The sequence below is a fragment of the Curtobacterium sp. Curtsp22 genome (assembly GCF_059492135.1).
The window spans coordinates 2258876-2283136 of the sequence record NZ_CP168519.1 but is presented as its reverse complement, the minus strand read 5'-3'; the positions used below and the strand labels follow the sequence as shown (position 1 = coordinate 2283136).

The following is a 24261-nucleotide window of genomic DNA, read 5'->3' as shown; positions in this document are numbered from 1 at the left end:
GCCCGGCTCCCGTTCCCATCGTGCGTGCTCGGGATACGTTCCGTTCGCCGATGGGAGAATCGTGCGGTGACCGACGCATCCACGACCGCCCTCCCCGCCTCGCACCCGCTCGTCTCCGGGCGGACGTCGGGCTCGCCCCTCGTCCGGGCACTCCGCGGCGACCGGCCGGAGACCCTGCCGGTGTGGTTCATGCGTCAGGCCGGCCGGTCCCTGCCGGAGTACCGCGAACTGCGCGTCGGCACGGCCATGCTCGACGCCTGCCTCGACCCGGCGATGGCGTCGGAGATCACGCTGCAGCCGGTCCGCAGGCACGGGGTCGACGCCGGCATCTTCTTCAGCGACATCGTCGTGCCGATCAAGCTCGCGGGCGTCGACGTCGAGATCGTCCCCGGGCGCGGTCCGGTGCTGGCGTCCCCGATCCGCACCCCGGCCGACGTCGACGCGCTGGGCCAGCTCGACGCGACTGCCCTCGCCCCGATCACCGACGCCGTGGCGCGCACGGTCGAGCAGCTCGGCGACACCCCGCTCATCGGGTTCGCCGGGGCGCCCTTCACGCTCGCGGCCTACCTGGTCGAGGGCGGACCGTCGAAGGACCACATCCGCGCCCGGACGCTCATGCACTCGGACCCGGAGACCTGGTCGCGCCTGCTCGCCTGGGCCGCCGGGGTGTCGGGGGCGTTCCTCCGGGCCCAGGTGCTCGCCGGGGCCTCCGCCGCACAGCTGTTCGACTCGTGGGTGGGCTCGCTCTCCCGCGAGGACTACGTCACCCGCGTCGCACCGCACTCGGCCGACGCCCTGGCCCACGTCGCTGACCTCGGCGTCCCGCGCATCCACTTCGGCGTCGGCAGCGGCGAGGTCCTGCGCGACATGACGACCTTCGGCACGGACCGGTTCGGCGTGGACGCGGTCGGCGTCGACTGGCGGCTGCCGCTCGACGAGGCCGTGCGCCGGGTCGGCACCGGGGTCACCGTGCAGGGCAACATCGACCCGGCGATGCTCTCCGCCCCGTGGGAGGTGCTCGAGGCCCACGTGCGCGACGTCGTCCGCCGCGGTGGTGCGGCCCGGGCGCACGTCGTCAACCTCGGGCACGGTGTGCCGCCGGAGACCGACCCGACCGTGCTCACCCGCATCGTGTCCCTCGTCCACGAGCTCGGGGACGGGACGGCCGCGGCGACCGGAGCGCACGCGTGACCGACGTCGTCGTGGTCGGCGGCGGGGTCGCCGGACTCGTCGCGGCGCGGGACCTGGCGAAGGGCGGCGCGCACGTCGTCCTCGTCGAGGGCTCCGGCGTGCTCGGCGGCATGGTCCGTCGGCACACCGTCGCGGGACTCGACCTCGACATGGCGGCGGACTCGTTCGCGACCCGCAACGACGCCGTCGGCCGGCTGGCGATCGAACTCGGCCTCGGCAACGAGGTCACCACGCCGGACCCGCGTGGTGCGTGGTTGATGACCCGCGACGGCCGGACGTCCCCGATCCCGCAGACCGGACTGCTCGGGATCCCGGGGAGCCCGATGGCGGCCGACGTCCTCGCGGTGGTCGGGCAGAAGGCGGCGCTCCGCGCGCAGATGGACTCCCTGCTGCCGTCCCTCGTCGGGTCGAAGGCGCCGTCGCTCGGCGAGCTGGTCCGGAAGCGCATGGGCGAGCAGGTCCTCGACGACCTGGTGGTGCCGATCGTCGCCGGCGTGCACTCGACGCACCCGGACGACCTCGACCCGGACCGGGTGGCTCCCGGGCTCCGGGCGGCGCTGCTGCGCGAGGGCTCCCTCGCCCGCGCGGTCCTCGCACTCCGGGCCCGTGCGACGGCCGGGTCCGCCGTGCAGGGCATCCGCGGCGGCACCGTGCGGCTCGTCGACGAGCTCGTGGCCGACATGGAGACCTACCGGGTCGACGTCCGCCTGCACACCCGGGCCACCGCGATCGAGGAGCACGCCGTCGAGGTCCGCACCGACGACGGCGAGACCGAGCGACTGGTGGCCGAGCACGTCCTCGCGTCGACGGCGGACCCCGCCCGCGCGGCCGGCCCCGTGCGCACGGGCATCGAGCTCGTGACGCTCGTGGTCGACCAGCACGAGCTCGACGCGGCGCCGCGCGGGACCGGGATGCTCGTGCACCCGGACGCTCCCGGGGTCCGGGCGAAGGCGATCACGCACGCGACGGTGAAGTGGCCGTGGCTGGCCGAGGCGGCCGGGGGCCGGCACGTCCTGCGGCTGAGCTACGCGACGACGGATACGGGGGTCGCGGCGACCACCCCTGGAGCCGCCGTCGACGCGGTCGAGACCGGGAGGAGCCTCCAGGTCGACCCGTACGACGCGATCGGTACCCGCGCCGCTCAGGACGCCTCCGCCCTGCTCGGCGTGCCGATCGCGCCGTCCGCCGTGGTCGGTGCCGCACGTGTCCGGTGGCACGGTCCGGACACGACCGCCGCGGGGCTCGCCGACGGGGTCGTCGGGATCGGCGAGGCGTCGACGGGCCGAGGGCTGGCCGGCATCGTCGCGGCCGCACGGACCGCCGCTGAGCACATCCTGGATTCCTGAGCGGACCGCACACTGGGAGAGGGCTACTGTTGCAGGAACGCCGGACGTATTCCGATCGGCGCATGACCACGCACACTGACCCAACGGAGGAATCGCACATGCGAGGCAAGCTCCTGTTCGTCGCCGGCGCCGCTCTCGGGTACGTCCTGGGATCGCGAGCCGGACGGGCGCGGTACGAGCAGATCAAGACCGTCAGCGGCAAGATCTGGAACAGCAACGGCGTCCAGAAGGGCGTCCACGTCGCCGAGGAATTCATCGCCGACAAGACCCCCGACGTCGCCGAGTTCGTCGGTGAGCAGACGAAGAAGGTCGTCCGCAAGGTCGGGCAGAAGAAGGACAGCCAGGCCTCATGACAGACACCCGCGACCGCAAGCCGCGTTCGCTGTTCGGCCTGGTCGGCGACGTCCCCAAGCTCGTCAAGGAGCTGGTGACGGGCGAGCTGAACCTGCTCAAGGCCGAGATGCTGACGAAGGCGAAGATCTTCGGCCTCGCCGCGGGTCTGCTCGTGGGCGCGCTCGTCATCGTCCTCTACGCGATCGGCGTGCTGCTGACCGCCGCCGTCATGGGTCTCGCGACCGTGATGCCCGCATGGCTCGCAGCGCTCGTGATCGCCGTCGTGATGCTCATCGTCGCCGGCATCCTCGGCCTGCTCGGCTGGAAGCGCTTGAAGAAGGGGCTCCCGATCACGCCGAAGCGCACCATCGACAGCGTGAAGAACGACGTCAACGCGGTGAAGGGCCTCGGCAAGAAGCCGACCCCGCCGACCCAGTACGGCACCCGCAAGCCCGACGTCGGCGGCCGCTTCTAGCGACGACCGTCCCGTCCACCACCCCACACCCCGGAGGACCCACGTGACCGATCAGCACGACGACCTGGCCGACCGCGTCGCGTCGACCCGCGCCCAGCTGTTCGACACCCTCGACGCGATCGAGGACAAGCTCAACGTCCCGAAGCAGATCGGCATCGCCGCGTCGAAGGTCAAGCGCGGGATCGACGAGAAGCCGGTGCCGTACCTGGCCGGGCTCGCAGCGGGCGTGGCAGTGGTCGGGGGTATCGTCGTAGCGGTGCTCCGACGGCGGTAGCGCTCGCCGTCGAAAGGGGAGCGGCGTCACCTTTGTGACCGATAGGACAATGGACACATGAGTTCCACCGTGCCCACGCACGACGCACACGAGACCTCCCCCGACGGCATCGACCCCAACATGCTGACGGCCTACGCCCTGTGGGCCGTCTTCCGCCGTCCGCTCGGCCCGATCCACACCGTCGGCGACGACGCGGTGGCCGAGCTCGACGCCGTCATCGCCGCCGCTGCCGAGCGCGGCGTGACGATCCGCGGCTTCTACGACGTGTCCGGCTTCCGCGCCGACGCCGACGTGATGGTCTGGCTGCACGGCGACGACGCGCAGGCGATCCAGGTGGTGCTCCGCGAGATCCGCCGCACGGCACTCTTCCAGGACGCCGAGCCGGTGTGGCACGCCATGGCGATGCACCGCGAAGCCGAGTTCAACAAGCGGCACACGCCCGCCTTCCTGCGCGGCAAGGAGCCAGAGGCCTGGATCACGGTCTACCCGTTCGTCCGGTCCTACGAGTGGTACCTCCTGCCGGAAGAGGAGCGCTCGAAGATGCTCCGCGACCACGGCATCGCCGGGGCGAAGTACCGCCGCGTGCTGACGAACACGATCGCCACCTTCGCGCTGAGCGACTACGAGTGGATCCTGCCGCTCGAGAGCCCGGACCTCGTCGACCTCGTCGACCTCATGCGCGACCTGCGCTACACCGAAGCCCGCATGCACGTGCGGGAAGAGGTGCCCTTCTTCACCGGTCGTCGTGTGACGACCACCGAGCTGCCGGAGGTGCTCTCGTGACCGACACCAGCATGATCACGAACGGTCAGGCCGTCCTCGCCGCGACCCCCGCGGCCGCCGACGGTCCCGAGCACGTCGAGGTCCCGGTCGCGTACGACGCGATCCTGCTCGCCGGCTTCGGCGGACCCGAGGGCCAGGACGACGTCATCCCGTTCCTGCGCAACGTGACCCGGGGCCGCGGCATCCCGGACGAACGCCTCGAAGAGGTCGCCCACCACTACCGGCACTTCGGCGGCGTCAGCCCGATCAACGCGCAGAACCGTGCGCTCAAGGCCGCGCTCGAGGCCGAGCTGGCCTCGCGCGGCATCGACATGCCGGTCCTCTGGGGCAACCGCAACTGGGAGCCCTACCTCGAAGAGGCCTTCACCGAGGCGGCCGACAAGGGCTACAACAAGCTCATCGCGATCGCCACGAGCGCCTACTCGTCGTTCTCGAGCTGCCGCCAGTACCGCGAGGACTACGCCCGCGTGCTGTCCGAGACCGGTCTGATCGACACCATCCAGATCGACAAGGTCCGGCAGTTCTTCGACCACCCGGGCTTCGTCCGCCCGTTCGTGGACGGCGTCCGTGACGGCATGGCGCGTGCGATCGCCGAGAACGACGGCCTCGACGTCGCGACCGAGCTGCACGTGCTGTTCTCGACGCACTCGATCCCGTCGACCGACGCCGCCAAGTCCGGCCCGGACTACCGGGGCTTCGACGAGCACGGCGCGTACGAGGCCCAGCACCTCGCCGTCGCGCAGGTCGTCCTCGACCAGGCGTGGGCGGAGCTGCTCGAGCAGCCCGAGCACGCGTCGCTCCGCGGCACCAGCACGCCGCCGTGGAAGCTCGTCTACCAGTCGCGCTCGGGCCCCCCGACGCAGCCGTGGCTCGAGCCCGACATCAACGACTACATGAACGAGGAGCTCAAGGGCGGCCCGACCCGTGCCGTGCTCATCGTCCCGCTCGGCTTCGTGAGCGACCACATGGAGGTCATGTGGGACCTCGACGAAGAGGCCACCGAGACCGCTCAGGAGCTCGGCTTCTGGTCGGTGCGCACGCAGACCCCGGGTGTCGACCCGGCCTACGTCTCCGGTCTGGTGGACCTCGTCCTCGAGCGTGTCAACGGCACCCCGACGAGCGAGCGCCCGCACCTGACCGACCTCGGTCCCTGGTACGACGTCTGCCGTCCGGGGTGCTGCGAGAACGTGCGCGCCGGGTTCAAGCCCGCCGCGGCCGGACTCGCCCCGTGACCGACGCGTCCGCGCCGACCGGCAGCCCCGACGGCCCGGCCCCGATCCGGCTCGGCACCCGTGCCAGCCGGCTCGCGGTCGCCCAGTCGCAGGACGTCGCCGACCGCTTGGCGACGGCATCCGGTCGACCGGTCGAGCTCGTCACGGTCACGAGCGAGGGCGACACGAACCGCGCCTCCCTCGCGAGCCTCGGCGGCACGGGTGTGTTCGCCAGCGCGCTCCGCGAAGCACTCGTCGCGGGCGAGGTCGACGTCCTCGTGCACTCCCTCAAGGACCTCCCGACCGCGCCGTACCCGGGGCTGACGATCGCCGCGGTGCCGAAGCGCGCCGACGCCCGAGACGTCCTCGTCGCCCGGAACGCCGCGACCATCGAGACCCTGCCCGAGGGCGCGAAGGTCGGCACGGGTTCGCCCCGCCGCGTCGCGCAGCTCAGGGCCAAGCGTCCCGACCTCGACGTGGTGGACATCCGCGGCAACATCGACACCCGCCTCGGACGCGTGGACGACGACCTCGACGCGGTGGTCCTCGCGGCCGCCGGCCTGACGCGCATCGACCGGCTCGACGCGGCGACCGAACTGCTCGACCTCGGCTTCTGGCCGAGTGCCCCCGGGCAGGGAGCGCTCGCGATCGAGACCCGCGCCGACGAGACGGACCGGAACCTCCTCGCCGCCCTGCGGAAGATCGAGCACGCGCCGACTCGCCTGACCGTGTCCGCCGAGCGCGAGGTCCTCGCGAAGCTCGAGGCCGGGTGCTCCGCCCCGATCGGTGCCACCGCGATCGTCGACGCCGAGATGCTCCTCGTCTCCGCGACGGTCTACCGGCCCGACGGCTCCGAGTACCGCACCGCATCACACGCCGCCGTGCTCGACGGCTCCGCACAGGACCGCCTGACCGAGGCGCTCGAGCTCGGTGGCCGGGTCGCCGCCGAACTGCTCGAGAACGGTGCGGCCGACCTGGCGGACCTCGCGACCTCGGCGGAGTAGGCGGTCGCCACGCACCCCGACGTCAGCACCGCGGACGCGGCACGACAGCCGGTCGTCCTGGTCCCGCGCGGCGGGGCGTGGGGTGACCGGGTCGCCGCGGCCGCTCGCGAGCGCGGGCTCGACCCGCTCGTCGTCCCGCTGATCGCGGACGCGGCACCCACGGATCGGTCCGCCCTCGAGGCTGCGGTCGACCGGTTGATCGCGTCCGGCGGGTCCAGGAGGCACGACGCACCACCGCCGGCCGGGTCCGGTCCGCCGCCGGCGAGTGGGCAGGACGCGCCGTCGGCGAGTGGGCAGGACGCGCCGGCGGCGAGCGGGCAGGACGCGACGTCGGCCGGTCGGCGAGCGGGCGGAACCGCCCGCCCGGCCGCGTCGACCGGGCCGGATCGTGCCCACTCGGGACCCGCGACCGACGGCACCGCCCGCACCGACGGCGCCGGCGAGATCGACGGCGCCGGGTACGCGTGGATGGTGGTGACCAGTGCGACGGCCGTGCGCGTGGTCGCGGAACGGGTGGCGCGCCTCCCGTCCGACCTGCGGGTGGCGGCGGTCGGCGAGCCGACCGCCCGTGCCGCGCGTGCTGCGGGCTGGGGCGTCGACCTGGTGCCGTCCGAGTCCTCGGGCGCCGCGCTCGCGCACGCGCTGCCGGACACCTCCGGCACCGTCCTCTTCCCACGCTCGGACCTCGCTGCGCCGACCGTCGTCGACACCCTGCGCGCCCGCGGGATCGACGTGGACGACGTGGTCGCGTACCGTACCGTGGGGACCGGCGACGAGCCGGTCGTCCTCGACTCCCCGCCCGCCGCCGTGCTCGTGACGAGCGGCAGCATCGCTCGCGAGATCGCCCGGCGGATGACCCCGCTCGACCCCCGCACCGTGGTCGCGTGCATCGGACCCGGGACCGCTGCCGAAGCCCGCGCTGCCGGCCTGCCCGTCCACGTGGTCGCCCGGACGCGATCCGCAGAAACCCTGCTCGACGCCGTCGTCGAGTCCCTGAACCCCACCGCCCCGAAGAGGAAGGCACCGAAGTGACCGGCCGTTTCCCCCAGGTCCGCCCCCGACGACTCCGCGCGACCGGCGCGATGCGTCGACTCGTCGCCGAGACCCGGCTCCACTCCGCCGAGCTCGTGCTGCCGATGTTCATCCGCGAGGGGGCGACCGAGGCGATCGACATCACGAGCATGCCCGGGGTCCAGCAGCACTCGCTCGACTCGTTCCGCCGTGCCCTGCACGAGGCGGCCTCGGTCGGGATCGGCGGCGTGAACCTGTTCGGCGTCCCGACGTCGAAGGACGCGCTGGGATCCGGCGCGACCGACCCGGACGGCATCCTCAACGTCGCGATCCGCGTCGCCCGTGAAGAGGTCGGTGACGCTCTCGTCGTGCAGTCCGACCTGTGCCTCGACGAGTTCACCGACCACGGGCACTGCGGCGTCCTGGCCGCGGACGGCTCGGTCGACAACGACGCCACGCTCGAGCGGTACCGCGACATGGCGGTCGTGCAGGCCGAGGCCGGTGCCGAGCTCGTCTGCATGAGCGGCATGATGGACGGCCAGATCGCCGCCGCACGGGACGCGCTGGACGCGGTCGGGCACAGCGGCACGGCGCTGCTGGCGTACGCGGCCAAGTACGCGAGCGCGTTCTACGGTCCCTTCCGCGAGGCCGTCGACTCCTCGCTCGTGGGCGACCGTCGCACGTACCAGATCGACGCCGCGAACGGTCGGCAGGGCCTCCGCGAGGTCGAGCAGGACATCGCCGAGGGTGCCGACATCGTCATGGTGAAGCCGGCGATGAGCTACCTCGACGTGCTGGCCGAGACCGCACGCACCTCGCCGGTGCCGGTCTGGGCGTACCAGATCTCCGGCGAGTACGCGATGATCACCGCAGCCGCGCAGAACGGCTGGATCGACCGCGACGCCGCGGCGATGGAGGCGCTCGTCGGCATCAAGCGCGCCGGCGCCGACGCGATCCTGACCTACTTCGCGGTCGACATCGCTCGCAAGCTCAACGAGGAGGCGGGACTCCGCACCTCCGGCAGCACCAGTGCCGTGGACGGCATCGCCTCGACCGGGAAGGCCCCAGAATGACCACGAACGACCAGCTCTTCGGCCGTGCGAAGAACAGCATCCCCGGCGGGGTCAACTCGCCGGTCCGGGCGTACGGCTCCGTCGGCGGGACGCCCCGCTTCCTGACGAGCGCGAAGGGTGCCTACGTCACCGACGCCGAGGGGCGCGAGTACGTCGACCTCGTCGCCTCGTGGGGGCCCGCGATCCTCGGGCACGCCCACCCCGCGACGGTCGAGGCCGTGCAGCAGGCGGCGGCGCACGGGCTGAGCTTCGGGGCGTCGACCCCGGGCGAGACCGAGCTCGCCGAGCTCGTGAAGCAGCGGGTGTCGGTGGGCGGCGACGGCCCGATCGAGAAGCTCCGCATGGTGTCCACGGGCACCGAGGCGACGATGACCGCGATCCGGCTCGCCCGCGGGTACACCGGTCGCGACCTGCTCGTGAAGTTCGCCGGGCACTACCACGGCCACTCGGACTCCCTGCTGGCCGAGGCCGGTTCGGGTGTGGCCACGCTCGCGCTCCCCGGCAGTGCCGGCATCACCGCCGAGACCGCCGCGCAGACCCTGGTGCTGCCCTACAACGACCTCGACGCCGTCCGCCGCGCGTTCGACGAGCACTCCGAGCGCATCGCGGGCGTGATCGTCGAGGCTGCGGCCGCGAACATGGGCGTCCTCGCCCCCGAGCGTGGGTTCAACCGGGCCCTGGCGCAGATCGTGCAGGCGCACGGCGCGCTGCTCATCGTCGACGAGGTCCTGACCGGCTTCCGGGTGGGCTCCGCCGGGTGGTGGGGCCTCGAGGCGTCGAAGGTCGTGCCGGACGGCGCCGGGTGGAAGCCCGACCTCGTCACGTTCGGCAAGGTCATCGGCGGCGGCATGCCCCTCGCAGCACTCGGTGGTCGGCGCGAGGTCATGGACTACCTCGCCCCGCTCGGCCCCGTGTACCAGGCGGGCACGCTCTCGGGGAACCCGCTCGCCGTCGCCGCGGGCATCGCCACGCTCCGGGCCGCGACGCCCGAGGTCTACGCGCACCTCGACCGGACCGCGGCGACCATCGCGACGGCGACGAGCGACGCGCTGTCCGCCGAGGGCGTCGCCCACACCGTCCAGCACGCCGGCAACCTCTTCTCGTTCGCCTTCACCGAGACCGCCCCGCGGAACTACGACGACGTCCGAGCGCAGGAGGCGTTCCGGTACGCGCCGTTCTTCCACGCCATGCTCGACGCGGGGGTGACCCTGCCCCCGAGCGTCTTCGAGGCGTGGTTCGTCACGGCGGCGCACGACGACCGGGCCGTCGGACGGGTGCTCGACGCACTGCCGGCCGCGGCGAAGGCGGCCGCGCGCGCCACGGCGTGACGCCACCACCTGCCTGACGCCAGGCGCGGGTCGGGCCCGACCCGCGCCTCCCGTCCGCCGCCCCCGGGGACGTGCGGCGCGACGTGCACAGCGCAGCGACGAGTGCTCGTGGTGCAGCGCGCGCAGTCGTCGTCGGGCTGCGCGGTTGCGGCTCGGGCGCCGCGGCTCAGGACGCGCGGCGGGCGGCCCAGCGCCCCTCGGCCCGGAGGATCGCGAGCGGGAAGTCGAAGGCGTGCGAGACCGCCGACGACGTGATGACCTCGTCCGAGGTGCCTTGGGCTACCGCGACCCCGTCGCGCAGCAGCATCGCGTGCGAGGTCGACGCGGGCAGGTCCTCGAGGTGGTGCGTCACCATCACGCTCCCGAGCTCGGGGTGCCGGTGGCGCAGGGCGTCGACGGTCTCGAGCAGGTGTTCGCGCGCGGCGACGTCGAGCCCGGTCGCCGGTTCGTCGAGCAGGAGCAGCTGCGGCTCGGACATGAGCGCCCGGGCGATGAGCGTCCGTCCGCGTTCGCCCTGCGACAGGACCGGCCAGCGGGCGTCCCGACGCGCCGTCAGCCCGACGTCGGCGATGTGCTGCTCGGCGGTGGCCACCTGCGCGGGCGTCGGCTCCCACCGCATCATGAGGTCGGTCGTGCCGGTGAGCCCGGTGAGCACGGTCTCGAGGACGGTCAACGGCGAGAGCATCCGGTGGCGGGGGTCGACGTGGCCGATGTGCTCGCGGAGCTCCTGGACGTCGACGCGTCCGAGTCGTCGGCCGAGCAGTTCGACCGTGCCGGCCGTCGGGTGACCGGTGGCGCCGAGGACCGCGAGCAGCGTCGACTTCCCGGCACCGTTCGGCCCGAGGAGCGCCCAGTGCTCCCCGCGCCGGACGGTCAGGTCGATGTCGTGCAGGAGGTCCCGGCCGGACCGGGTCACCCGGACCCCGGCCGCTCGGATGAGGACGTCGTCGTTGCTGCTCACGGGTCCATCGTGGCCCAGGCGGCCGGGGATCGCTGGACGGGTCAGCCGGCGGCGGCGGTCCCGGCGGCGCGGAGCTCGTCCGCCTGCTGCTCGGCGGTCGCGGTCAGCGCACGGATCGCGGCCGCGGCGGCGTCACCGTCACGCTTCGCGATGGCCGCACGCAGCGGGTCGACCGAGTGCTTGTAGTCCCAGAACTGCCACGCACCCTGGGCGAGCGAGAGGAACCGTGCGCGGGGCAGGAGCGACTCGGCGAACTTGTCGAGCAGCTCGTTGTCGGCGGCGTCGACGAGCAGCGAGATGACCGTCTCGAGCTCGGCGTCCATGCGCTTGTCCTGCTGCTCGGAGTACGAGCGCACGGCTTCGAGGTGCTCGGTCAGCGCCTTGGCGGCGGAGGCGTCGAGCTTCGGCACGCCCCAGCGCGCAGCGAGTTCGACGAACCCGCCGAGGACCTGGGTGGTGTCGGCGGCCTGCTTGCCGGTCGGGGTGGCGACGCGGGTGTACCGGTTCGCCTCCATCTCGACCAGGCCGTAGTCGACGAGCTTGGCGATCGCCTCACGGATGGGGGTGCGACTGACCCCGAGCCACTGCACGAGCTCGTCGTCGTTGAGGCGCTCGCCCGCCTGGAGCGTGCCGTCCTGGATCGCGGCGAGCATCTTCTCGAGCACGACGTCGCGCAGGAGCTTCCGCGGCGAGTTCTCGACGGTGGACTTGGGTACCGGCATGCCGGACTCCTCACAGGCTCAGGTGTTCTGTACTCAAATCCTAACGTGTCAATATGCAAACGCTTGTGAAATCTTAGTATTCAGCGATCGACCGCGACGACCGTGCGCCCGTGCACGTTGCCGGCGACGACCTCGGGTCCGACGGCGATGGCCTCCTCGAGCCCGGCGACCCGCGTCACGCCCGCCAGGAGCGCCGGGTCGAGATCGGTCGCGAGCCGCTGCCACGCCTGCTGACGAAGGGGCAGCGGGGCGTCGACGGAGTTGATGCCGAGCAGCGACACCGCCCGCAGGATGAAGGGCATCACCGAGGTCGGGAGCGCGGAGTCCTGCGCCAGGCCGCACGCCGTCACGGCCCCGCCCCACCGGGTCGCCGCGAGGACGTTCGCGAGGGTCGCACCCCCGACGCTGTCCACAGCGCCCGCCCAGTGCGCCCGCTGCATCGGCCGGCCGAGCTCGGACAGGGTCGCGCGGTCGATGACGTCGGTCGCGCCGAGTGCCCGGAGCGAGGCCTCGTTCGCGGCGCGTCCGGTCGAGGCAGTGACCTCGTACCCACGGGCGGCGAGCAGGGCGATCGCGACCGTGCCGACGCCGCCGGACGCACCCGTCACGAGGACGGGACCGCTGCCCGGTTCGACGAACCGTTCGAGAGCGAGCACGCTGAGCATCGCGGTGAACCCCGCGGTCCCGATCGCGGCCGCGAAGGAGTCGTCGATCGAACCGGGCAGCACGACGAGCGACCCCGACGGCACCACCGCGTGCTCCGCCCAGCCGCCGTGCCGGGTCTCGCCGAGCCCGACGCCGTTCACGACGACCCGGTCGCCGATCGCGACGTCGTGCACGCCCGGTCCGAGGGCCGAGACGGTGCCGACGACGTCGATGCCGGGCACGAGCGGGTCGACCCGCGCGACGCCGGGGTTCCGGGCGAGCGCCAGGCCGTCCTTGTAGTTGACGCTCGAGTACGTGACGTCGACGAGCACCTCGCCCTCGGTCGGGTCGGCGACGTCGACCTCGGTGACGGTGGGCGGGGCGGAACTGGAGACGAGGACTGCGCGGGTCACGCGTCGGACGCTACCCGCGCCTCCAGGACCACGACCGGCCGACCTGCGGACGCGTGTCAGCCGAACATGATGGCGGCCTCGTCGTACCGGGCCTGCGGCACGGTCTTCAGCTCGCCGAGCGCCTCCTCGAACGAGACGTGCTCGATGTCGGTGCCCCGGAGCGCCACCATGCGGCCCCAGCGCTCCTCGACCACCGAGTCGATGGCCGCCAGGCCGAGCCGCGTCGAGAGGACCCGGTCGTACGCCGTCGGGGTGCCGCCGCGCTGGATGTGGCCGAGCGTGGTGGCACGCGTCTCGATGCCCGTCATCTCCTCGATGAGCGGTGCGAGTCGCTCGCCGATCCCGCCGAGCCGCGGACGCCCGAACGCGTCGAGGCCGCGCTCGGTGTGCGCGTTGTCCTCGTGGTCGGGCACGAACCCCTCGGCGACGACGACCAGCGGCGCCCGACCACGGTCGTAGGCCGCCCGGACCCACGCGGCGATCTGCTCCATGCTCGTCTTCTGCTCCGGGATGAGGATCGCGTGGGCACCCGCGGCCATGCCGGAGTGCAGGGCGATCCAGCCGACGTGCCGGCCCATGACCTCGGCGACCATGCAGCGCGAGTGGGACTCGCCCGTGGTGCGCAGGCGGTCCATCGCCTCGGTCGCGATCGCGACGGCGGTGTCGAAGCCGAACGTGTAGTCGGTCGCGCCGAGGTCGTTGTCGACGGTCTTCGGGACACCGACGATCTTCAGTCCGGCGTCCGTGAGGCGCTTCGCGGCGGCCAGCGTGCCCTCGCCGCCGATCGCGACGATGGCGTCGATGCCGTGCCGCTCGAGAGTGCGCTCGATGTTCTCGACCCCGCCGTTCGGGCCCTCGAAGGGGTTCGTCCGGCTCGTGCCGAGGATGGTGCCGCCCTGCTTCGCGATGCCCTGGATGTCCTTGCGGCCGAGCGGGACGATGTCGCCGTCGACCACGCCGCGCCACCCGTCGCGGAAGCCGACGAAGTCGTGTCCGTAGATCGCGATGCCCTTCAGCACGATGGCGCGGATGACCGCGTTCAGGCCGGGGCAGTCGCCTCCGGAGGTGAGGATGCCGATGCGCATGGGGAACTCCGTCGTCGGGGTGCAGTGGGACACGCCCATCATGACTGACGGTGGTTCCGCATTACCATCCTGCGTGTGTCCCTCGCCGTTCCGTCCTCTGCCGCTGGTGGCGTCGAGGGCGCCGCGGCGCGGGCCGGTGGGTCTGCGGCGCGGGTCGACGAGGCCGCGCGGGTCGGCGAGGCCGTGGCGCGGGTCGGCGAGGCCGTGCCGCGGGTCGGCGAGGCCCTGTCGCGTGTCGACACCGTCTACCGGCCAGGAGGCGCGGTGGACGTCCGCGCGACGCTCCGGCCCCTGCAGCGCGGCTCCGGCGACCCCGCCTTCCGCGTGGTCGGCTCCGACACGTGGCTCGCGCTCCGCACACCGGACGGCCCGGCCTCGGTGCTCGTGCGCCGTGCCGGTCCCGACGCGATCGCGGTCTCGGCGTGGGGCGACGGTGCCGAGTGGGCGGTGTCGCACGCTCCCGAACTGCTCGGCCGGGGTGACGACTGGTCGGACCTGGACGTGTCCCGGCACCCGTTCCTCGTCGACGCCCGGCACCGGCAACCGGGCCTCCGCCTGCTCCGAACCAACACCGTGATGGCGGCCCTGGTGCCCGCGATCATGGAGCAGAAGGTCACCTCCCGCCAGGCCTGGCGCGCCTGGCGGTACCTGCTGCGGCGGTACGGCACACCGGCGCCCGGACCAGCCCCGTCGGACATGTTCGTCCCGCCGACCGCTGCCGGGTGGGGTGCGGTCCCGAGCTGGGAGTGGCACCGCGCCGGCATCGAGCCCGGTCGTTCGGCGACGGTGATGCGGGCGGTCCGGGTGGCTCCGGCGCTCGAACGGACGCTGACGCTCGGCCGAGGCGGGGCCCTCGTTTCTGCACGGCTGCAGTCGGTCCCCGGCATCGGGAAGTGGACGGCGGCGGAGACCGCGCAGCGCGCCCACGGCGATCCGGACTCCCCGAGCGTGGGGGACTTCCACGTGCCGGCGCTCGTCGGGTGGGCGTTGACCGGGGGACCGGTGGACGACGACGGGATGCTCGAGCTGTTGGAGCCGTGGCGGGGGCACCGGGAGCGGGTCGTGCGGCTCATCGGCGGATCGGGCTTCCGGAAGCCGTCGTTCGGGCCGCGCCTGACGATCCAGGACCACCGGTACCACTGAGCCGCGGAGGCGCGGCGGCCGCCGCCGCGGCCGTGCTCCGGCGGGCCGCCGCGCGCTGGCGCGCCGCTGCGCGGCTGGCGCCGTGCCGCGCGCCGCTGGGCCGCTGGCGCCGGAGGCGTTCGCACAACCAAAGTGCGCCCGAGCCGTGCATCCGCGTGGTGCAACGTGCCTTTGGTTGTGCGGAGCGCCGCGCCGCGCCGGCGCCCGGCCGCTCCGCGGGTCAGGCCACCGCCGAGAACGGTCCGCCGAACCACAGCGCGATCGGCGCGACCCCCGACAGCACAGCGCTCGTGACGACCACGGCGGTCGACCCGCGGGTCTCCGCACGCCGGCGCGCGACGACACCGAGCACCAGCGCCACGACGACCCCGCCCCACGGGAGGAGCGACGACGCCAGCACGAGGGGCCACAGGAAGAGCGACGCCCCCGTCCCCGTGACGAGCACCGGCACCCACATGACCGACCAGAGCAACGCCAACGCCGTCCCGGACATGGACAGGATCGCCACGGCGACGACGAGCGTGGGGGTGGCGTGGGGCCGGACGGCGAGTTCGTGCACGTCCGGATCGTACCGAGCGCGGCGGCTCAGGGATGCCGGGTGCCGACGCCGGCGAGGACGGCGCGGTAGCCCTCGCGGAACGTCGGGTACCGCGGTGCCCAGCCCGTCGAGCGGAGCAGGGCGTTCGACAGGCGCTTGTCACCGGCACCCTGCCGGCCGGCGGCGCCGGCGCCGGCCTCGGTCCTCGGCGGCACCGCGACCCCGAGCTCGGCGGCGAGGAACGCGTACACGTCGTCGAGCCGAGCCGGTTCGTCGTCGGTCACGAGGTACGTCGGTGCGGGGTCGTCCAGCGTCGCGAGGTGGACCAGGGCCGCGGCCGCGTCGTCCCGGTGGATCCGGTTCGTGTGCGGGGACGACCCGTCGGCCGGAGCCGACCGAGCCCCTCCGCCCCGGACCTGGTCGATGAGGCGCTCCCGCCCGGGACCGTACACACCGGACAGCCGAGCGAGCACCGCCCCCGGGGCTCGCTCGCGGAGCAGCGCCTCGGCCTCCAGCAGGACGTCCGCGGTGGGGGAACCGCCGTCCGCGGGGGTGTCCTCGGTGACCGTGCCGCCGTCGTCGACGTCGTAGACCGCGGTCGAGGACACGACGACCAGGCGCGGGCTCGCTCCGGACGCGTCGATGCCGTCCAGGACGTTCCGCAGCCCGTCGACGTACGTCGCGCGGTACTCGTCCACCTCGCGGCTCCCCGCGGCGACGGCCACGACCACCACCGCCGTGCTCGCAGGGATCTCCGGGGCCGACCGGCGCAGGTCGACGCTCCGCCCGGTGAGCGGGGCCGGGACCAGCTCGCCCCGCCGCCGGAGTCCGACCACGCGGTGCCCGGCGGCGGCGAAGCGCAGGCCGGTCTCGATCCCGAGGTCGCCGCAGCCGGCGATGACGATGTCCACCGTCCCATCATGCCGAACGCCGGTGAACGATCCGGCCCGCTGTCTCGTCGTCAGGGCATGGGACTCCGCACACGCACCAAGGTCATCATCGGCATCGCCTCCGGCGTCGTGGTCGTCGGCGCGGCCGCAGCCATCGCCGGACCGACCATCTACGCGAACACCGTCAACGGGCAGGCTGCCGCGGCCCCTTCCGTCAGCGCCGCGCCGTCCGGCGGCTCCGGCACCCTCACCGCCGCCGAGGCCGACGGCAGCTGGACCAGCACCGGCGACTCGTTCGCGGGCTACCGCGTGCACGAGAAGCTCCAGGGGCAGGATGTGAACGTGGTCGGACGCACGAAGGACGTCGAGGGCAGCGCCGAGGTCAGCGGCGGCTCCCTCACGAAGGCGACGGTCACGGTCGAGGTCGCGAAGATCACCACGCCCGAGTCCGCCCGTGACGCCTACTTCCGCGACACCGCGCTCCAGACGGACCAGCACCCCACGGCGACGTTCACGCTGACGAAGCCCGTCGACGTGTCCGGGGCGCTCGACGGCTCGACGCAGGACGTCACGCTCACCGGCACGATGGACCTGCACGGCGTCGAGCAGCCCGTCACCGCCGACGCCCAGGTCGCCGTCGCGAAGGACGGCACCGTGCAGGTCGCCGGCAGCATCCCGATCACCTTCGAGGACTACGGCGTCGAAGCACCGTCCCTCGGCTTCGTCACGGTGGATCCGAAGGGGTCCGTCGAGTTCTCCCTCGACCTGGCGAAGTGATGGCCACGGGCCGATCCGCCGACGAGCTGCTCGCGACGCTCTACCGGGAGCACGGCGACGCACTCACCCGGTACGTCCGGCACCTGACGCGGGACGGCCACACGGTCGAGGACGTCGTGCAGGAGACGATGGTCCGCGCGTGGCAGCGGCCGGCCGTGCTCGAACGCGCTCCGGACAGCGCTCGAGCGTGGCTCTTCACCGTCGCCCGGAACCTCGTCGTCGACGATGCCCGGTCCGCGCGGAACCGCCGTGAGCACGGCACCGAGTCCCCCGTCGACCGGGTCGAGGCGGACCGCACCGATGCCGTCCTCGACCGCATCGTCGTCGCGGACGCCCTCGCCTCCCTCAGCCCCGACCACCGTCGGGTGGTGGTGGACGCCTACTGGCTCGGGCACACGGTCCCCGAGATCGCCCGACGACACGACATCCCCGAGGGCACCGCGAAGTCGCGGCTGCACTACGGGCTGCGGGCCCTCCGGCTCGCACTGCAGGAACGAGGAGTGACGCGATGAGCGACGACCGCTACGCCGAGTGGGACGCCGCCTACGTGCTCGGTTCCCTGCCGCCGCACGAGCGGCTCGAGTACGAGCGGCACCTCGAGACGTGCGACCGCTGTGCGGCAGCCGTCGCCGAGCTGGTCGGTCTCCCGGGCCTGCTGTCCAAGCTCCCGGCCGACCAGGCGGTCGAGATCGCGGACCCGGACGGGAGGCGCGACACCGGCTCCGAGAGCACCCTCGCCTCCGTCGCGCACCGCGTTCGACACCGCCGTCGTCGCCGCCGGATCTGGGTCGCGGCCACGGCCGCCGCCGCGGTGGTCGCCGCGGTCCTCGGCGGACTCGCGGTCGGCACCGCACGGGTGGACCCGTCCGTCCAGGCCGGCCCGGCCACGGCGTCGGCCGACCGGTACGCGCTCGTGGGGGAGCGCGGCCTCGACGTCGACCTGTCCGTCAGCGGCGAGCCGTGGGGCACCCGCTTCGACTGGGGCTGCTCCTACGGCGGGAAGTCCTGGGCCGCCGACGGGTCCGTGATGTACGACCTCGTGGTCGTGCGCGACGACGGGTCCGTGCAGACCGTGGCGTCGTGGTCGGCCGCGGGCGAGGACGCCCGGGGGCTGTCCGCCTCGACCGACGTGCAGCGCGACGACATCGCCAGCGTGCAGGTGCGGCTCCGCGGCGACGATCGGGTGCTCGCGGACGTCGATCTCTGACGGATCCCGATCCGGACCAATCCGGCTGGGCGAGGGTGCCGAATCACTGACATCGACCGGGGAACACCCCGGAGGCGCTCACCAGCCGCAGATCGCTGGTTCTCCACCCTGCACCAGGGTGTGTTCGGCGCGCACACAGCAGCCCGCGCCGAGCGCGACTACAGCAAAGGAACGATCACCATGCGCAAGTCCCTGAAGACCTCCATCACGCTCGCCACGACGGGTGCGCTCGTGCTGGGTGGTGCCGCGTTCGGCATCACCTCGGCGCAGGCCTCGACCCCGTCGGTGCACACCGTGTCGTCGTCCTCGTCGAAGATCCCCGGCCCCGTCGCATCGGTGCCCGAGGTCCTCGGTGGCGACACCGCCGTGAAGCTCGACTCCGGCTTCACCGACGCCCTCACCGCGCTCAAGCTCACCCCGGGTGTCTCCGGTGACGCCAAGCTCGCCGACGGGTCCGTGTCGTTCCCGATCACGTCCGGTTCGGTGACGTACTGGTCGCCGGACGGTGACTACCGTCCGTACGTGCAGGGTCTGCTGAACCACGACGACTCGGGCCTGACCCTGACCGCCGGTTCGACGACGGTGACGCTGGAGAACTTCGTCGTGAACCCGGGCTCGTCCAAGCTCTACGGTGACGTGCTGGTCAACGGCAAGGTCGCGGTGAACAACGCGTACCTGTTCTCGCTGCACGGTGGCACGCTCAAGCCCCTCCAGCTCGAGGGTGACAACGCGATCCTGACCGGCACCACGGTGCACGTCTCGGGTGACGCCGCGAAGCTGCTCAACAGCACCTTCAAGACCGACGCCGTGAAGTCCGGCCTCCTCGTCGGCACCGCCACCATCACCGCCAAGATCAAGTAACACCCCCCGCACGTCGCACCCCCGTCCCGGCCGTCCCGGGGCGGGGGTGTCGTCGTCTCGGTGCTCGTCGTCTCAGTGCTCGTCGTCTCAGTCGGCGCTGTCCGAATCCGGTTCGTCGGGGCCGATCGCGGCCTCGACGCGAGCACTGACGGACCGCAGCGTGTCCGCGTCGGTCCCCACGGGCCTCCAGAACAGGTCCTCGAGCGCACCGGTGTGCGCACGGATGCCGGCGAGCACCGCGCGGCGACCGTCCGGGGTCATCTCCACCCAGCTGCCCCGTCCGTCGGTGGGGCAGTCCGCACGCTCGACGAGGCCGCGCGCCACCATGCGCGTGACCTGGTGGCTGACGCGTGACTTCTCCCAGCCGATGCCGGCCGCGATGTCGCGGACCCGCAACCGGTGGTCCGGTTCGCGGTGCAGTCCGATGAGGATCTCGAACTCGGGGATCGAGATGCCTGCGCCGTGCTGGACGGCATGGTCGAGCGCGCGGTCGAGGCGTCGCCAGACGTCGTGGTAGGCGTCCCACGTCGCCCAGTCGTGGCCCTCGGCGCCCTCGTTCGACATGGCGTCAGCGTATCGACCTCCGGACGCTTCGACGGCATGATCATCCGCTCGGATGACTCGCCGGTGGCGCACGGCTCGCTCCGAGGTGCGGTCGGTGGCGCAGCATACGATCGGTGCATGCCGAGCGCCCGACTGCAGGACTGCACCGACGACGCCGTCGCCCTCGTGCGGCGGTGGCTGGCGGCGTCCGCGGGGACGAAGCCCGACGCGGGGGCGGTCCGCCTCGCCGAGGCCCTGCGGGACGACCGGGGGCTGGACTTCACGCGCGGTCTCGTCGACAAGGTGATCCGCCCCGAGGACCCACGCGTCGTGGCCCGCAACCTCGAGCAGGTCAGCCGCGACGTCCCGGACTTCCTGTCCTGGTCCCTGCGCGGCGCGGTGACGCTCGGCGGCGGGTTCGCGACGATGGCTCCGTGGGCCGTGGTGCCCACGGCGCGGAAGATCCTGCGGCGGATGACCGGGCACCTGGTGGTCGACGCCACCGACGCGAAGCTCGGGCCCGCGCTCGCGAAGGTCGGCGGCCCGGGTGTGGTCGTCGACGTGGACCTGCTCGGCGAAGCCGTGCTCGGCAGCGCGGAGAGCGACCGACGGCTGCAGGCGACGATGGACCTGCTGGCGCGTGACGACGTCGACCACGTGTCGATCGGCGTGCGGTCGGTCGTGCCGCAGATGTCCGCGTGGGCGTTCGACCAGACCGTCGAACGGGTGGTGGACCGGCTCGTCCCCCTGTACCGGCTCGCCGCGTCGTCCCCGACCCCGAAGTCCGTCACGCTCGACGCCGGGGACCACCGCGACCTCGACGTCACGCTCGCTGCGTTCCGGACGCTCCTCGACCGCGACGAGTTCCTCGGGCTGGACGCCGGTGTGGTGCTGCAGGCGTACCTGCCCGACGCCGCCGGCGCACTCGATTCCCTGACCGCCTGGGCGCAGCAGCGGCGTGCCCGTGGCGGCGCGCCGATCACCGTCCGACTCGTCAAGGGCGCCTCGCTCGCGACGGAACGGGTCGACGCGATCCTGCACGGGTGGCCCCTCGCCACGTGGGGGTCGAAGCAGGAGACCGACACCGCCCACCTCCGGCTGCTCGACGCCGCCCTCACGCCGGAGCGCATCGACGCGGTCCGGATCGGGGTCGCGAGCCACAACCTCTTCACCCTCGCGACGGCGTGGACCCTCGCCCAGCGCCGCGGCGTCACCGACGGCGTGCACGTCGCGGTGCTGCTCGGGATGGCGTCCGCGTCCGCCGACGCCGTCCGTGCCGACGTCGGACGGGTGGTCGTCTCCACCCCGGTCGTGCACCCCGACCAGTTCGACGCCGCGATCCCGTACCTCGCCCGGCGGCTGCAGGAGAGCGCCAGTCCGGACGGCTTCGTCGCCGCGGCGGGCGACATCGGTCAGGACGAGAGCGTCTTCGAGCGTGAACGCGGCCGGTGGCTCGCGGCGGTCGCGGCCCTCGACGCTCCCGGTCGGGTGCCGGCCACGAACCGGACGCAGGACCGCCGTGCCCCGATCGGCGACCCCGTGCACCGCGACGCCTTCACGAACGCACCCGACACCGACCCGTCGACCGCCGCGAACCGCGAGTGGGCGCTCGACGTGCTCCGGCGGGTGCCGCGCTCGCAGCTCGGTGCGCAGACGATCCGCGGGTCGAAGGTCGCCGACCGGTCGAAGCTCGAGCGAATCGTCGCCCGGACGGCGCAGGCCGGGGTGAACTGGGGACGGCAGGACCCGTCCGACCGTGCCGAGCTCCTCGACCTCATCGCGCACGAGCTCGAGACGCGGCGTGCCGACCTCATCGAGGTGTCGGCGGCGGAGACGGGCACGACCTTCAGCGAGGCCGACTCCGACGTGAGCGCCGCGATCGACTCCGCCCACCACGCCGCCGACAGCGCCCGGCGGTTGGCCGTGCTCGACGGCGACGGTGCCCGGTACGTGCCGCCGCGCCTCACGATCGTGGCGCCGACGTGGACGTCGCCCGTCGCGAACCCGGCCGAGGGCGTTTTCGCCGCCCTCGCCGCGGGCAGCGGGGTAGTCCTGAAGCCCGCGCCCCAGGCGAAGCGCTCCGGGGCGGTGCTCGCCGACGTGCTCTGGGACGCCGGGGTCCCGCACTCCCTGCTCCAGCTCGTCGACCTCGACGAGGACCAGCTCGGCCGCGACCTCATCGCGCACCCCGCGGTCGACCGGATCGTCCTCACGGGCTCGGCCGACACCGCACGTTCCTTCCGCTGGTGGCGTGCAGGTCTGCCGCTCACCGGTGCGACGAGCGGCAAGAACGCGATCGTCGTCACTCCCAGCGCGGACCTCGACCTCGCCGTGCAGGACATCGTCCGGTCGGCGTTCGGTCGCGCCGGGCAGCAGTGCTCCGCGGCCTCGCTGGTGATCCTCGTGGGGGCGGTCGGCGAGAGCGAGCGCTTCCGCCGACAGCTCGTCGACGCCACCCGCACCCTGCGTGTCGCCTGGCCGGACGACCCGACGGCGCAGGTGGGGCCGCTGATCGCCGAGCCCGAGGGCACGGTGCGCGCCGGGCTCACCGAGCTCGGCCCGGGGGAGTCCTGGCTGGTGCAGCCGGTCCCGCTCGACGACTCCGGCCGGCTGTGGTCGCCGGGGATCCGCGACGGTGTCCGGCCCGGCAGCGACTTCCACCAGACCGAGTACCTCGCCCCGGTCCTCGGGATCATGCGCGCCGACACCCTCGACCAGGCGATCGCGATCCAGAACGGCACCGACCACGGTCTCGCCGCCGGCCTCCACTCTCTCGACACCGACGAGGTCGCCGACTGGATCGCCGGGGTCCGCGCGGGCAACCTGTCCGTCAACCGCGGCACCACGGGCGCGATCGTCCACCGGCAGCCGTTCGGCGGGTGGAAGCGCTCGTCGGTCGGCACCGGGACGAAGCCCGGCGGCTCGATGTCCGTCGCGACGCTCGGTCGGTGGGAGCCCACGCCCCGGACCGTGCACAAGAGCATCCAGCTGCACGGCCTGCCGCCGCGGGTCACCGCCGTGATCGAGGCGGCCCGCAGCGGCCTGTCGTTCGAGGAGTTCGACCAGGTGCGCGCCGGTGCACTGAGCGACGTCCGCGCACGCGAGTCCGAGTTCGGCGTGGCGCACGACCCGGCCGGGCTCGTCGTCGAGCGGAACGTGCTGCGCTGGCGGCCGCAGTCCGTCATCGTCCGGCAGGCCGAGGGCGCCTCGTCCGGCGACCTCGTGCGCGTGCTCGCCGCCGCGACCGCCGCCCGGGCCGACCTGCTCGTGAGCACGGCTCGGCCGCTCCCCGGACCGCTCACGCAGCTGCTCGCGTCGAGCCGATCGCCGCTGCACGTCGTCGACCACCTGGTCGAGTCGGACGACGAGTTCCTCCGCCGTGCCGCCTCCGGTGACCTGTTCCGGCCGGACTGGTCCTCCGGCGACGAGGTCGAGCAGGACGCGCTCGACGCCGTGCTCGCCCAGGGGCAGGACCGCCCGGCGCACACAGCGTTCGGCGGACCCGGCGCCCGGATCCGGCTCGTGGGCGGTGACCCCCTCGCGCTCGAGGAAGCCCTGGGCGCCAGCGTCGACGTCGCCATCCACGACGCCCCCGTGGTCGAGGCCGGGATCATCGAGATGCTCCCGTTCCTGCGCGAACAGACCGTGTCGATCACGGCGCACCGTTTCGGTGACCTCGACCCCGACCTCGCGGAGCTGCATGTCTGACGTCGACCGCACCCTGCACGCCGAGGGGCTCTTCAACGCCCGCGACCTGGGCGGGCTCCCGCTGCGGGACGGCGGGGCGACCCCGTCCGGGCAGGTCTTCCGGTCCGAGAACGTCGACCGCGTGAGCCCCGCCGGCTGGCAGGCGCTGCGCGACGCGGGGGTTCGCACGGTGGTCGACCTGCGCGCGCCGTGGGAGACCGAGAAGGACACCGGTACCCGTCCGGACTGGGTGACGACCGTCGTGATCGACCACGACGGACTCGACGCGGCTCCCGCGTTCTGGCAGGCGTACTGGGAGACCGGGCTCGTCGGTACACCCCTGTACTACGGCCCGCACCTCGCCGAGTTGCCGGAGCGCACCGGCTCCGTCCTGCGTGCGATCGCCCGAGCCGAACCGGGCGGTGTCCTCTTCCACTGCGCGGGCGGACGCGACCGCACCGGGATCATCGCGCTCGTCCTGCTGTCCCTCGCCGGCGTCGAACCCGAGGCGATCGTCGCCGACCACCTCGTCACGGTCGACAACGCCCCGGCGCTGCTCGCCTCGATCGGCGTCCCCTCGAACGAGGCGAAGATTGAGGCGCTGTGCGCCGAGCACGGCACCACGGTCGAAGGGGCGTTCCGCGCGGCCCTCGCCGCGTTCGACGTCGACCGGTTCGTCGAGCGTGCCGGTCTCGACGCGGACGACCTGGAGGCGCTGCGCACCTTCCGCGCGGACGTCGCCTGACCGACGGGGACCGTC

25 protein-coding genes are annotated in these 24261 nt (G+C 73.2%); 18 read left to right on the top strand and 7 right to left on the bottom strand.

Annotation, left to right across the window (positions count from 1 at the left end; genetic code table 11):
* Positions 1-66 precede the first annotated feature (66 nt).
* The 11 genes from hemE (at position 67) to hemL (ending at position 10029) form a co-directional block, all read left to right on the top strand.
* A complete protein-coding gene (gene hemE / locus ACEN8D_RS10975) occupies positions 67-1191 on the top strand; it encodes a uroporphyrinogen decarboxylase (protein ID WP_413398821.1) in 1125 nt (374 codons plus the stop codon).
* Positions 1188-2537, top strand: a complete 1350-nt coding sequence (locus ACEN8D_RS10970; protein WP_413398820.1) for a protoporphyrinogen/coproporphyrinogen oxidase — start codon at positions 1188-1190, stop codon at positions 2535-2537. The genes hemE and ACEN8D_RS10970 overlap by 4 nt, the downstream gene beginning before the upstream one ends.
* Positions 2538-2635: 98 nt before the next feature.
* On the top strand, positions 2636-2890 hold the full coding sequence (locus tag ACEN8D_RS10965; protein WP_070417359.1) for a hypothetical protein: 255 nt from the start codon (positions 2636-2638) through the stop codon (positions 2888-2890).
* Complete coding sequence (locus ACEN8D_RS10960; protein ID WP_071294325.1) at positions 2887-3345, top strand: phage holin family protein; 459 nt, start codon at positions 2887-2889, stop codon at positions 3343-3345. The genes ACEN8D_RS10965 and ACEN8D_RS10960 overlap by 4 nt, the downstream gene beginning before the upstream one ends.
* Before the next feature lie 43 nt (positions 3346-3388).
* Positions 3389-3619, top strand: a complete 231-nt coding sequence (locus tag ACEN8D_RS10955) for a DUF3618 domain-containing protein (protein WP_070417357.1) — start codon at positions 3389-3391, stop codon at positions 3617-3619.
* A 57-nt stretch (positions 3620-3676) separates the two neighbouring features.
* Entirely contained in the window at positions 3677-4402 is a 726-nt protein-coding gene (gene hemQ, locus ACEN8D_RS10950) for a hydrogen peroxide-dependent heme synthase (protein WP_413398819.1), read from the top strand.
* Complete coding sequence (locus ACEN8D_RS10945) at positions 4399-5634, top strand: ferrochelatase (protein WP_374930692.1); 1236 nt, start codon at positions 4399-4401, stop codon at positions 5632-5634. Before hemQ ends, ACEN8D_RS10945 begins: the two co-directional genes overlap by 4 nt.
* Positions 5631-6617: a hydroxymethylbilane synthase gene (gene hemC, locus ACEN8D_RS10940; protein ID WP_413398818.1), complete on the top strand. Its 987-nt coding sequence runs from the start codon at positions 5631-5633 to the stop codon at positions 6615-6617. The genes ACEN8D_RS10945 and hemC overlap by 4 nt, the downstream gene beginning before the upstream one ends.
* Before the next feature lie 474 nt (positions 6618-7091).
* Positions 7092-7649: a uroporphyrinogen-III synthase gene (locus tag ACEN8D_RS10935; protein WP_495601007.1), complete on the top strand. Its 558-nt coding sequence runs from the start codon at positions 7092-7094 to the stop codon at positions 7647-7649.
* Positions 7650-7699: 50 nt separating this feature from the next.
* A complete protein-coding gene (gene hemB / locus ACEN8D_RS10930) occupies positions 7700-8701 on the top strand; it encodes a porphobilinogen synthase (RefSeq protein ID WP_413399092.1) in 1002 nt (333 codons plus the stop codon).
* On the top strand, positions 8698-10029 hold the full coding sequence (gene hemL / locus ACEN8D_RS10925) for a glutamate-1-semialdehyde 2,1-aminomutase (RefSeq protein ID WP_413399088.1): 1332 nt from the start codon (positions 8698-8700) through the stop codon (positions 10027-10029). Before hemB ends, hemL begins: the two co-directional genes overlap by 4 nt.
* A 166-nt stretch (positions 10030-10195) precedes the next feature.
* On the opposite strand, the gene ACEN8D_RS10920 is transcribed toward hemL, so the two are convergent.
* From ACEN8D_RS10920 to ACEN8D_RS10905, 4 genes are all read right to left on the bottom strand, one after another.
* Positions 10196-10990: an ABC transporter ATP-binding protein gene (locus tag ACEN8D_RS10920; protein ID WP_413399089.1), complete on the bottom strand. Its 795-nt coding sequence runs from the start codon at positions 10988-10990 to the stop codon at positions 10196-10198.
* A gap of 41 nt (positions 10991-11031) precedes the next feature.
* Entirely contained in the window at positions 11032-11712 is a 681-nt protein-coding gene (locus ACEN8D_RS10915; RefSeq protein ID WP_070417351.1) for a GntR family transcriptional regulator, read from the bottom strand.
* Positions 11713-11792: 80 nt separating this feature from the next.
* Entirely contained in the window at positions 11793-12770 is a 978-nt protein-coding gene (locus tag ACEN8D_RS10910; RefSeq protein WP_413399090.1) for an MDR family oxidoreductase, read from the bottom strand.
* 56 nt (positions 12771-12826) lie between these two features.
* Positions 12827-13855, bottom strand: coding sequence for a 6-phosphofructokinase (locus ACEN8D_RS10905; protein WP_070419301.1), 1029 nt, complete (start codon positions 13853-13855; stop codon positions 12827-12829).
* 183 nt (positions 13856-14038) lie between these two features.
* On the opposite strand from ACEN8D_RS10905, the gene ACEN8D_RS10900 reads away from it, so the two are divergent.
* Positions 14039-14998 carry a DNA-3-methyladenine glycosylase family protein gene (locus ACEN8D_RS10900; RefSeq protein WP_413461798.1) on the top strand — a complete coding sequence of 320 codons (960 nt, stop codon included), beginning with the start codon at positions 14039-14041 and terminating at the stop codon, positions 14996-14998.
* A gap of 220 nt (positions 14999-15218) precedes the next feature.
* Here ACEN8D_RS10900 and ACEN8D_RS10895 read toward each other — a convergent pair whose 3' ends face one another.
* Together ACEN8D_RS10895 and ACEN8D_RS10890 are read right to left on the bottom strand one after the other, a co-directional pair.
* Positions 15219-15557 carry a hypothetical protein gene (locus ACEN8D_RS10895; protein ID WP_309887220.1) on the bottom strand — a complete coding sequence of 113 codons (339 nt, stop codon included), beginning with the start codon at positions 15555-15557 and terminating at the stop codon, positions 15219-15221.
* Positions 15558-15583: 26 nt separating this feature from the next.
* The gene (locus ACEN8D_RS10890; RefSeq protein WP_309887219.1) at positions 15584-16447 is read right to left on the bottom strand and encodes an NAD-dependent epimerase/dehydratase family protein; all 864 of its coding nucleotides are present in this window, start codon (positions 16445-16447) and stop codon (positions 15584-15586) included.
* Positions 16448-16456: 9 nt separating this feature from the next.
* Between ACEN8D_RS10890 and ACEN8D_RS10885 the strand changes: the two genes are divergently transcribed.
* The 4 genes from ACEN8D_RS10885 (at position 16457) to ACEN8D_RS10870 (ending at position 19271) form a co-directional block, all read left to right on the top strand.
* On the top strand, positions 16457-17203 hold the full coding sequence (locus tag ACEN8D_RS10885) for a YceI family protein (RefSeq protein WP_309887218.1): 747 nt from the start codon (positions 16457-16459) through the stop codon (positions 17201-17203).
* Positions 17203-17715 carry a sigma-70 family RNA polymerase sigma factor gene (locus ACEN8D_RS10880; protein WP_071294337.1) on the top strand — a complete coding sequence of 171 codons (513 nt, stop codon included), beginning with the start codon at positions 17203-17205 and terminating at the stop codon, positions 17713-17715. Before ACEN8D_RS10885 ends, ACEN8D_RS10880 begins: the two co-directional genes overlap by 1 nt.
* A complete protein-coding gene (locus ACEN8D_RS10875) occupies positions 17712-18410 on the top strand; it encodes an anti-sigma factor family protein (protein WP_309887217.1) in 699 nt (232 codons plus the stop codon). Before ACEN8D_RS10880 ends, ACEN8D_RS10875 begins: the two co-directional genes overlap by 4 nt.
* Before the next feature lie 180 nt (positions 18411-18590).
* The gene (locus tag ACEN8D_RS10870) at positions 18591-19271 is read left to right on the top strand and encodes a hypothetical protein (RefSeq protein ID WP_309777829.1); all 681 of its coding nucleotides are present in this window, start codon (positions 18591-18593) and stop codon (positions 19269-19271) included.
* 87 nt (positions 19272-19358) lie between these two features.
* Here the strand turns inward: ACEN8D_RS10870 and ACEN8D_RS10865 are convergent, their stop codons facing one another.
* A complete protein-coding gene (locus tag ACEN8D_RS10865; protein ID WP_413399192.1) occupies positions 19359-19835 on the bottom strand; it encodes a MarR family winged helix-turn-helix transcriptional regulator in 477 nt (158 codons plus the stop codon).
* Positions 19836-19952: 117 nt separating this feature from the next.
* Between ACEN8D_RS10865 and ACEN8D_RS10860 the strand changes: the two genes are divergently transcribed.
* Positions 19953-23522, top strand: a complete 3570-nt coding sequence (locus ACEN8D_RS10860) for a proline dehydrogenase family protein (protein ID WP_413399191.1) — start codon at positions 19953-19955, stop codon at positions 23520-23522.
* A complete protein-coding gene (locus tag ACEN8D_RS10855; protein WP_309777834.1) occupies positions 23515-24246 on the top strand; it encodes a tyrosine-protein phosphatase in 732 nt (243 codons plus the stop codon). Before ACEN8D_RS10860 ends, ACEN8D_RS10855 begins: the two co-directional genes overlap by 8 nt.
* Positions 24247-24261 lie beyond the last annotated feature (15 nt).

Coding starts and splice junctions, on each gene's coding strand:
- ACEN8D_RS10965 (WP_070417359.1), top strand. CDS start 2,636: ATGCGAGGCAAGCTCCTGTTCGTCGCCGGCGCCGCTCTCGGGTACGTC.
- ACEN8D_RS10960 (WP_071294325.1), top strand. CDS start 2,887: ATGACAGACACCCGCGACCGCAAGCCGCGTTCGCTGTTCGGCCTGGTC.
- hemQ (WP_413398819.1), top strand. CDS start 3,677: ATGAGTTCCACCGTGCCCACGCACGACGCACACGAGACCTCCCCCGAC.
- hemB (WP_413399092.1), top strand. CDS start 7,700: ATGCGTCGACTCGTCGCCGAGACCCGGCTCCACTCCGCCGAGCTCGTG.
- hemL (WP_413399088.1), top strand. CDS start 8,698: ATGACCACGAACGACCAGCTCTTCGGCCGTGCGAAGAACAGCATCCCC.
- ACEN8D_RS10915 (WP_070417351.1), bottom strand. CDS start 11,712: ATGCCGGTACCCAAGTCCACCGTCGAGAACTCGCCGCGGAAGCTCCTG.
- ACEN8D_RS10905 (WP_070419301.1), bottom strand. CDS start 13,855: ATGCGCATCGGCATCCTCACCTCCGGAGGCGACTGCCCCGGCCTGAAC.
- ACEN8D_RS10885 (WP_309887218.1), top strand. CDS start 16,457: ATGCCGAACGCCGGTGAACGATCCGGCCCGCTGTCTCGTCGTCAGGGC.
- ACEN8D_RS10880 (WP_071294337.1), top strand. CDS start 17,203: ATGGCCACGGGCCGATCCGCCGACGAGCTGCTCGCGACGCTCTACCGG.
- ACEN8D_RS10875 (WP_309887217.1), top strand. CDS start 17,712: ATGAGCGACGACCGCTACGCCGAGTGGGACGCCGCCTACGTGCTCGGT.
- ACEN8D_RS10870 (WP_309777829.1), top strand. CDS start 18,591: ATGCGCAAGTCCCTGAAGACCTCCATCACGCTCGCCACGACGGGTGCG.
- ACEN8D_RS10865 (WP_413399192.1), bottom strand. CDS start 19,835: ATGTCGAACGAGGGCGCCGAGGGCCACGACTGGGCGACGTGGGACGCC.
- ACEN8D_RS10860 (WP_413399191.1), top strand. CDS start 19,953: ATGCCGAGCGCCCGACTGCAGGACTGCACCGACGACGCCGTCGCCCTC.
- ACEN8D_RS10855 (WP_309777834.1), top strand. CDS start 23,515: ATGTCTGACGTCGACCGCACCCTGCACGCCGAGGGGCTCTTCAACGCC.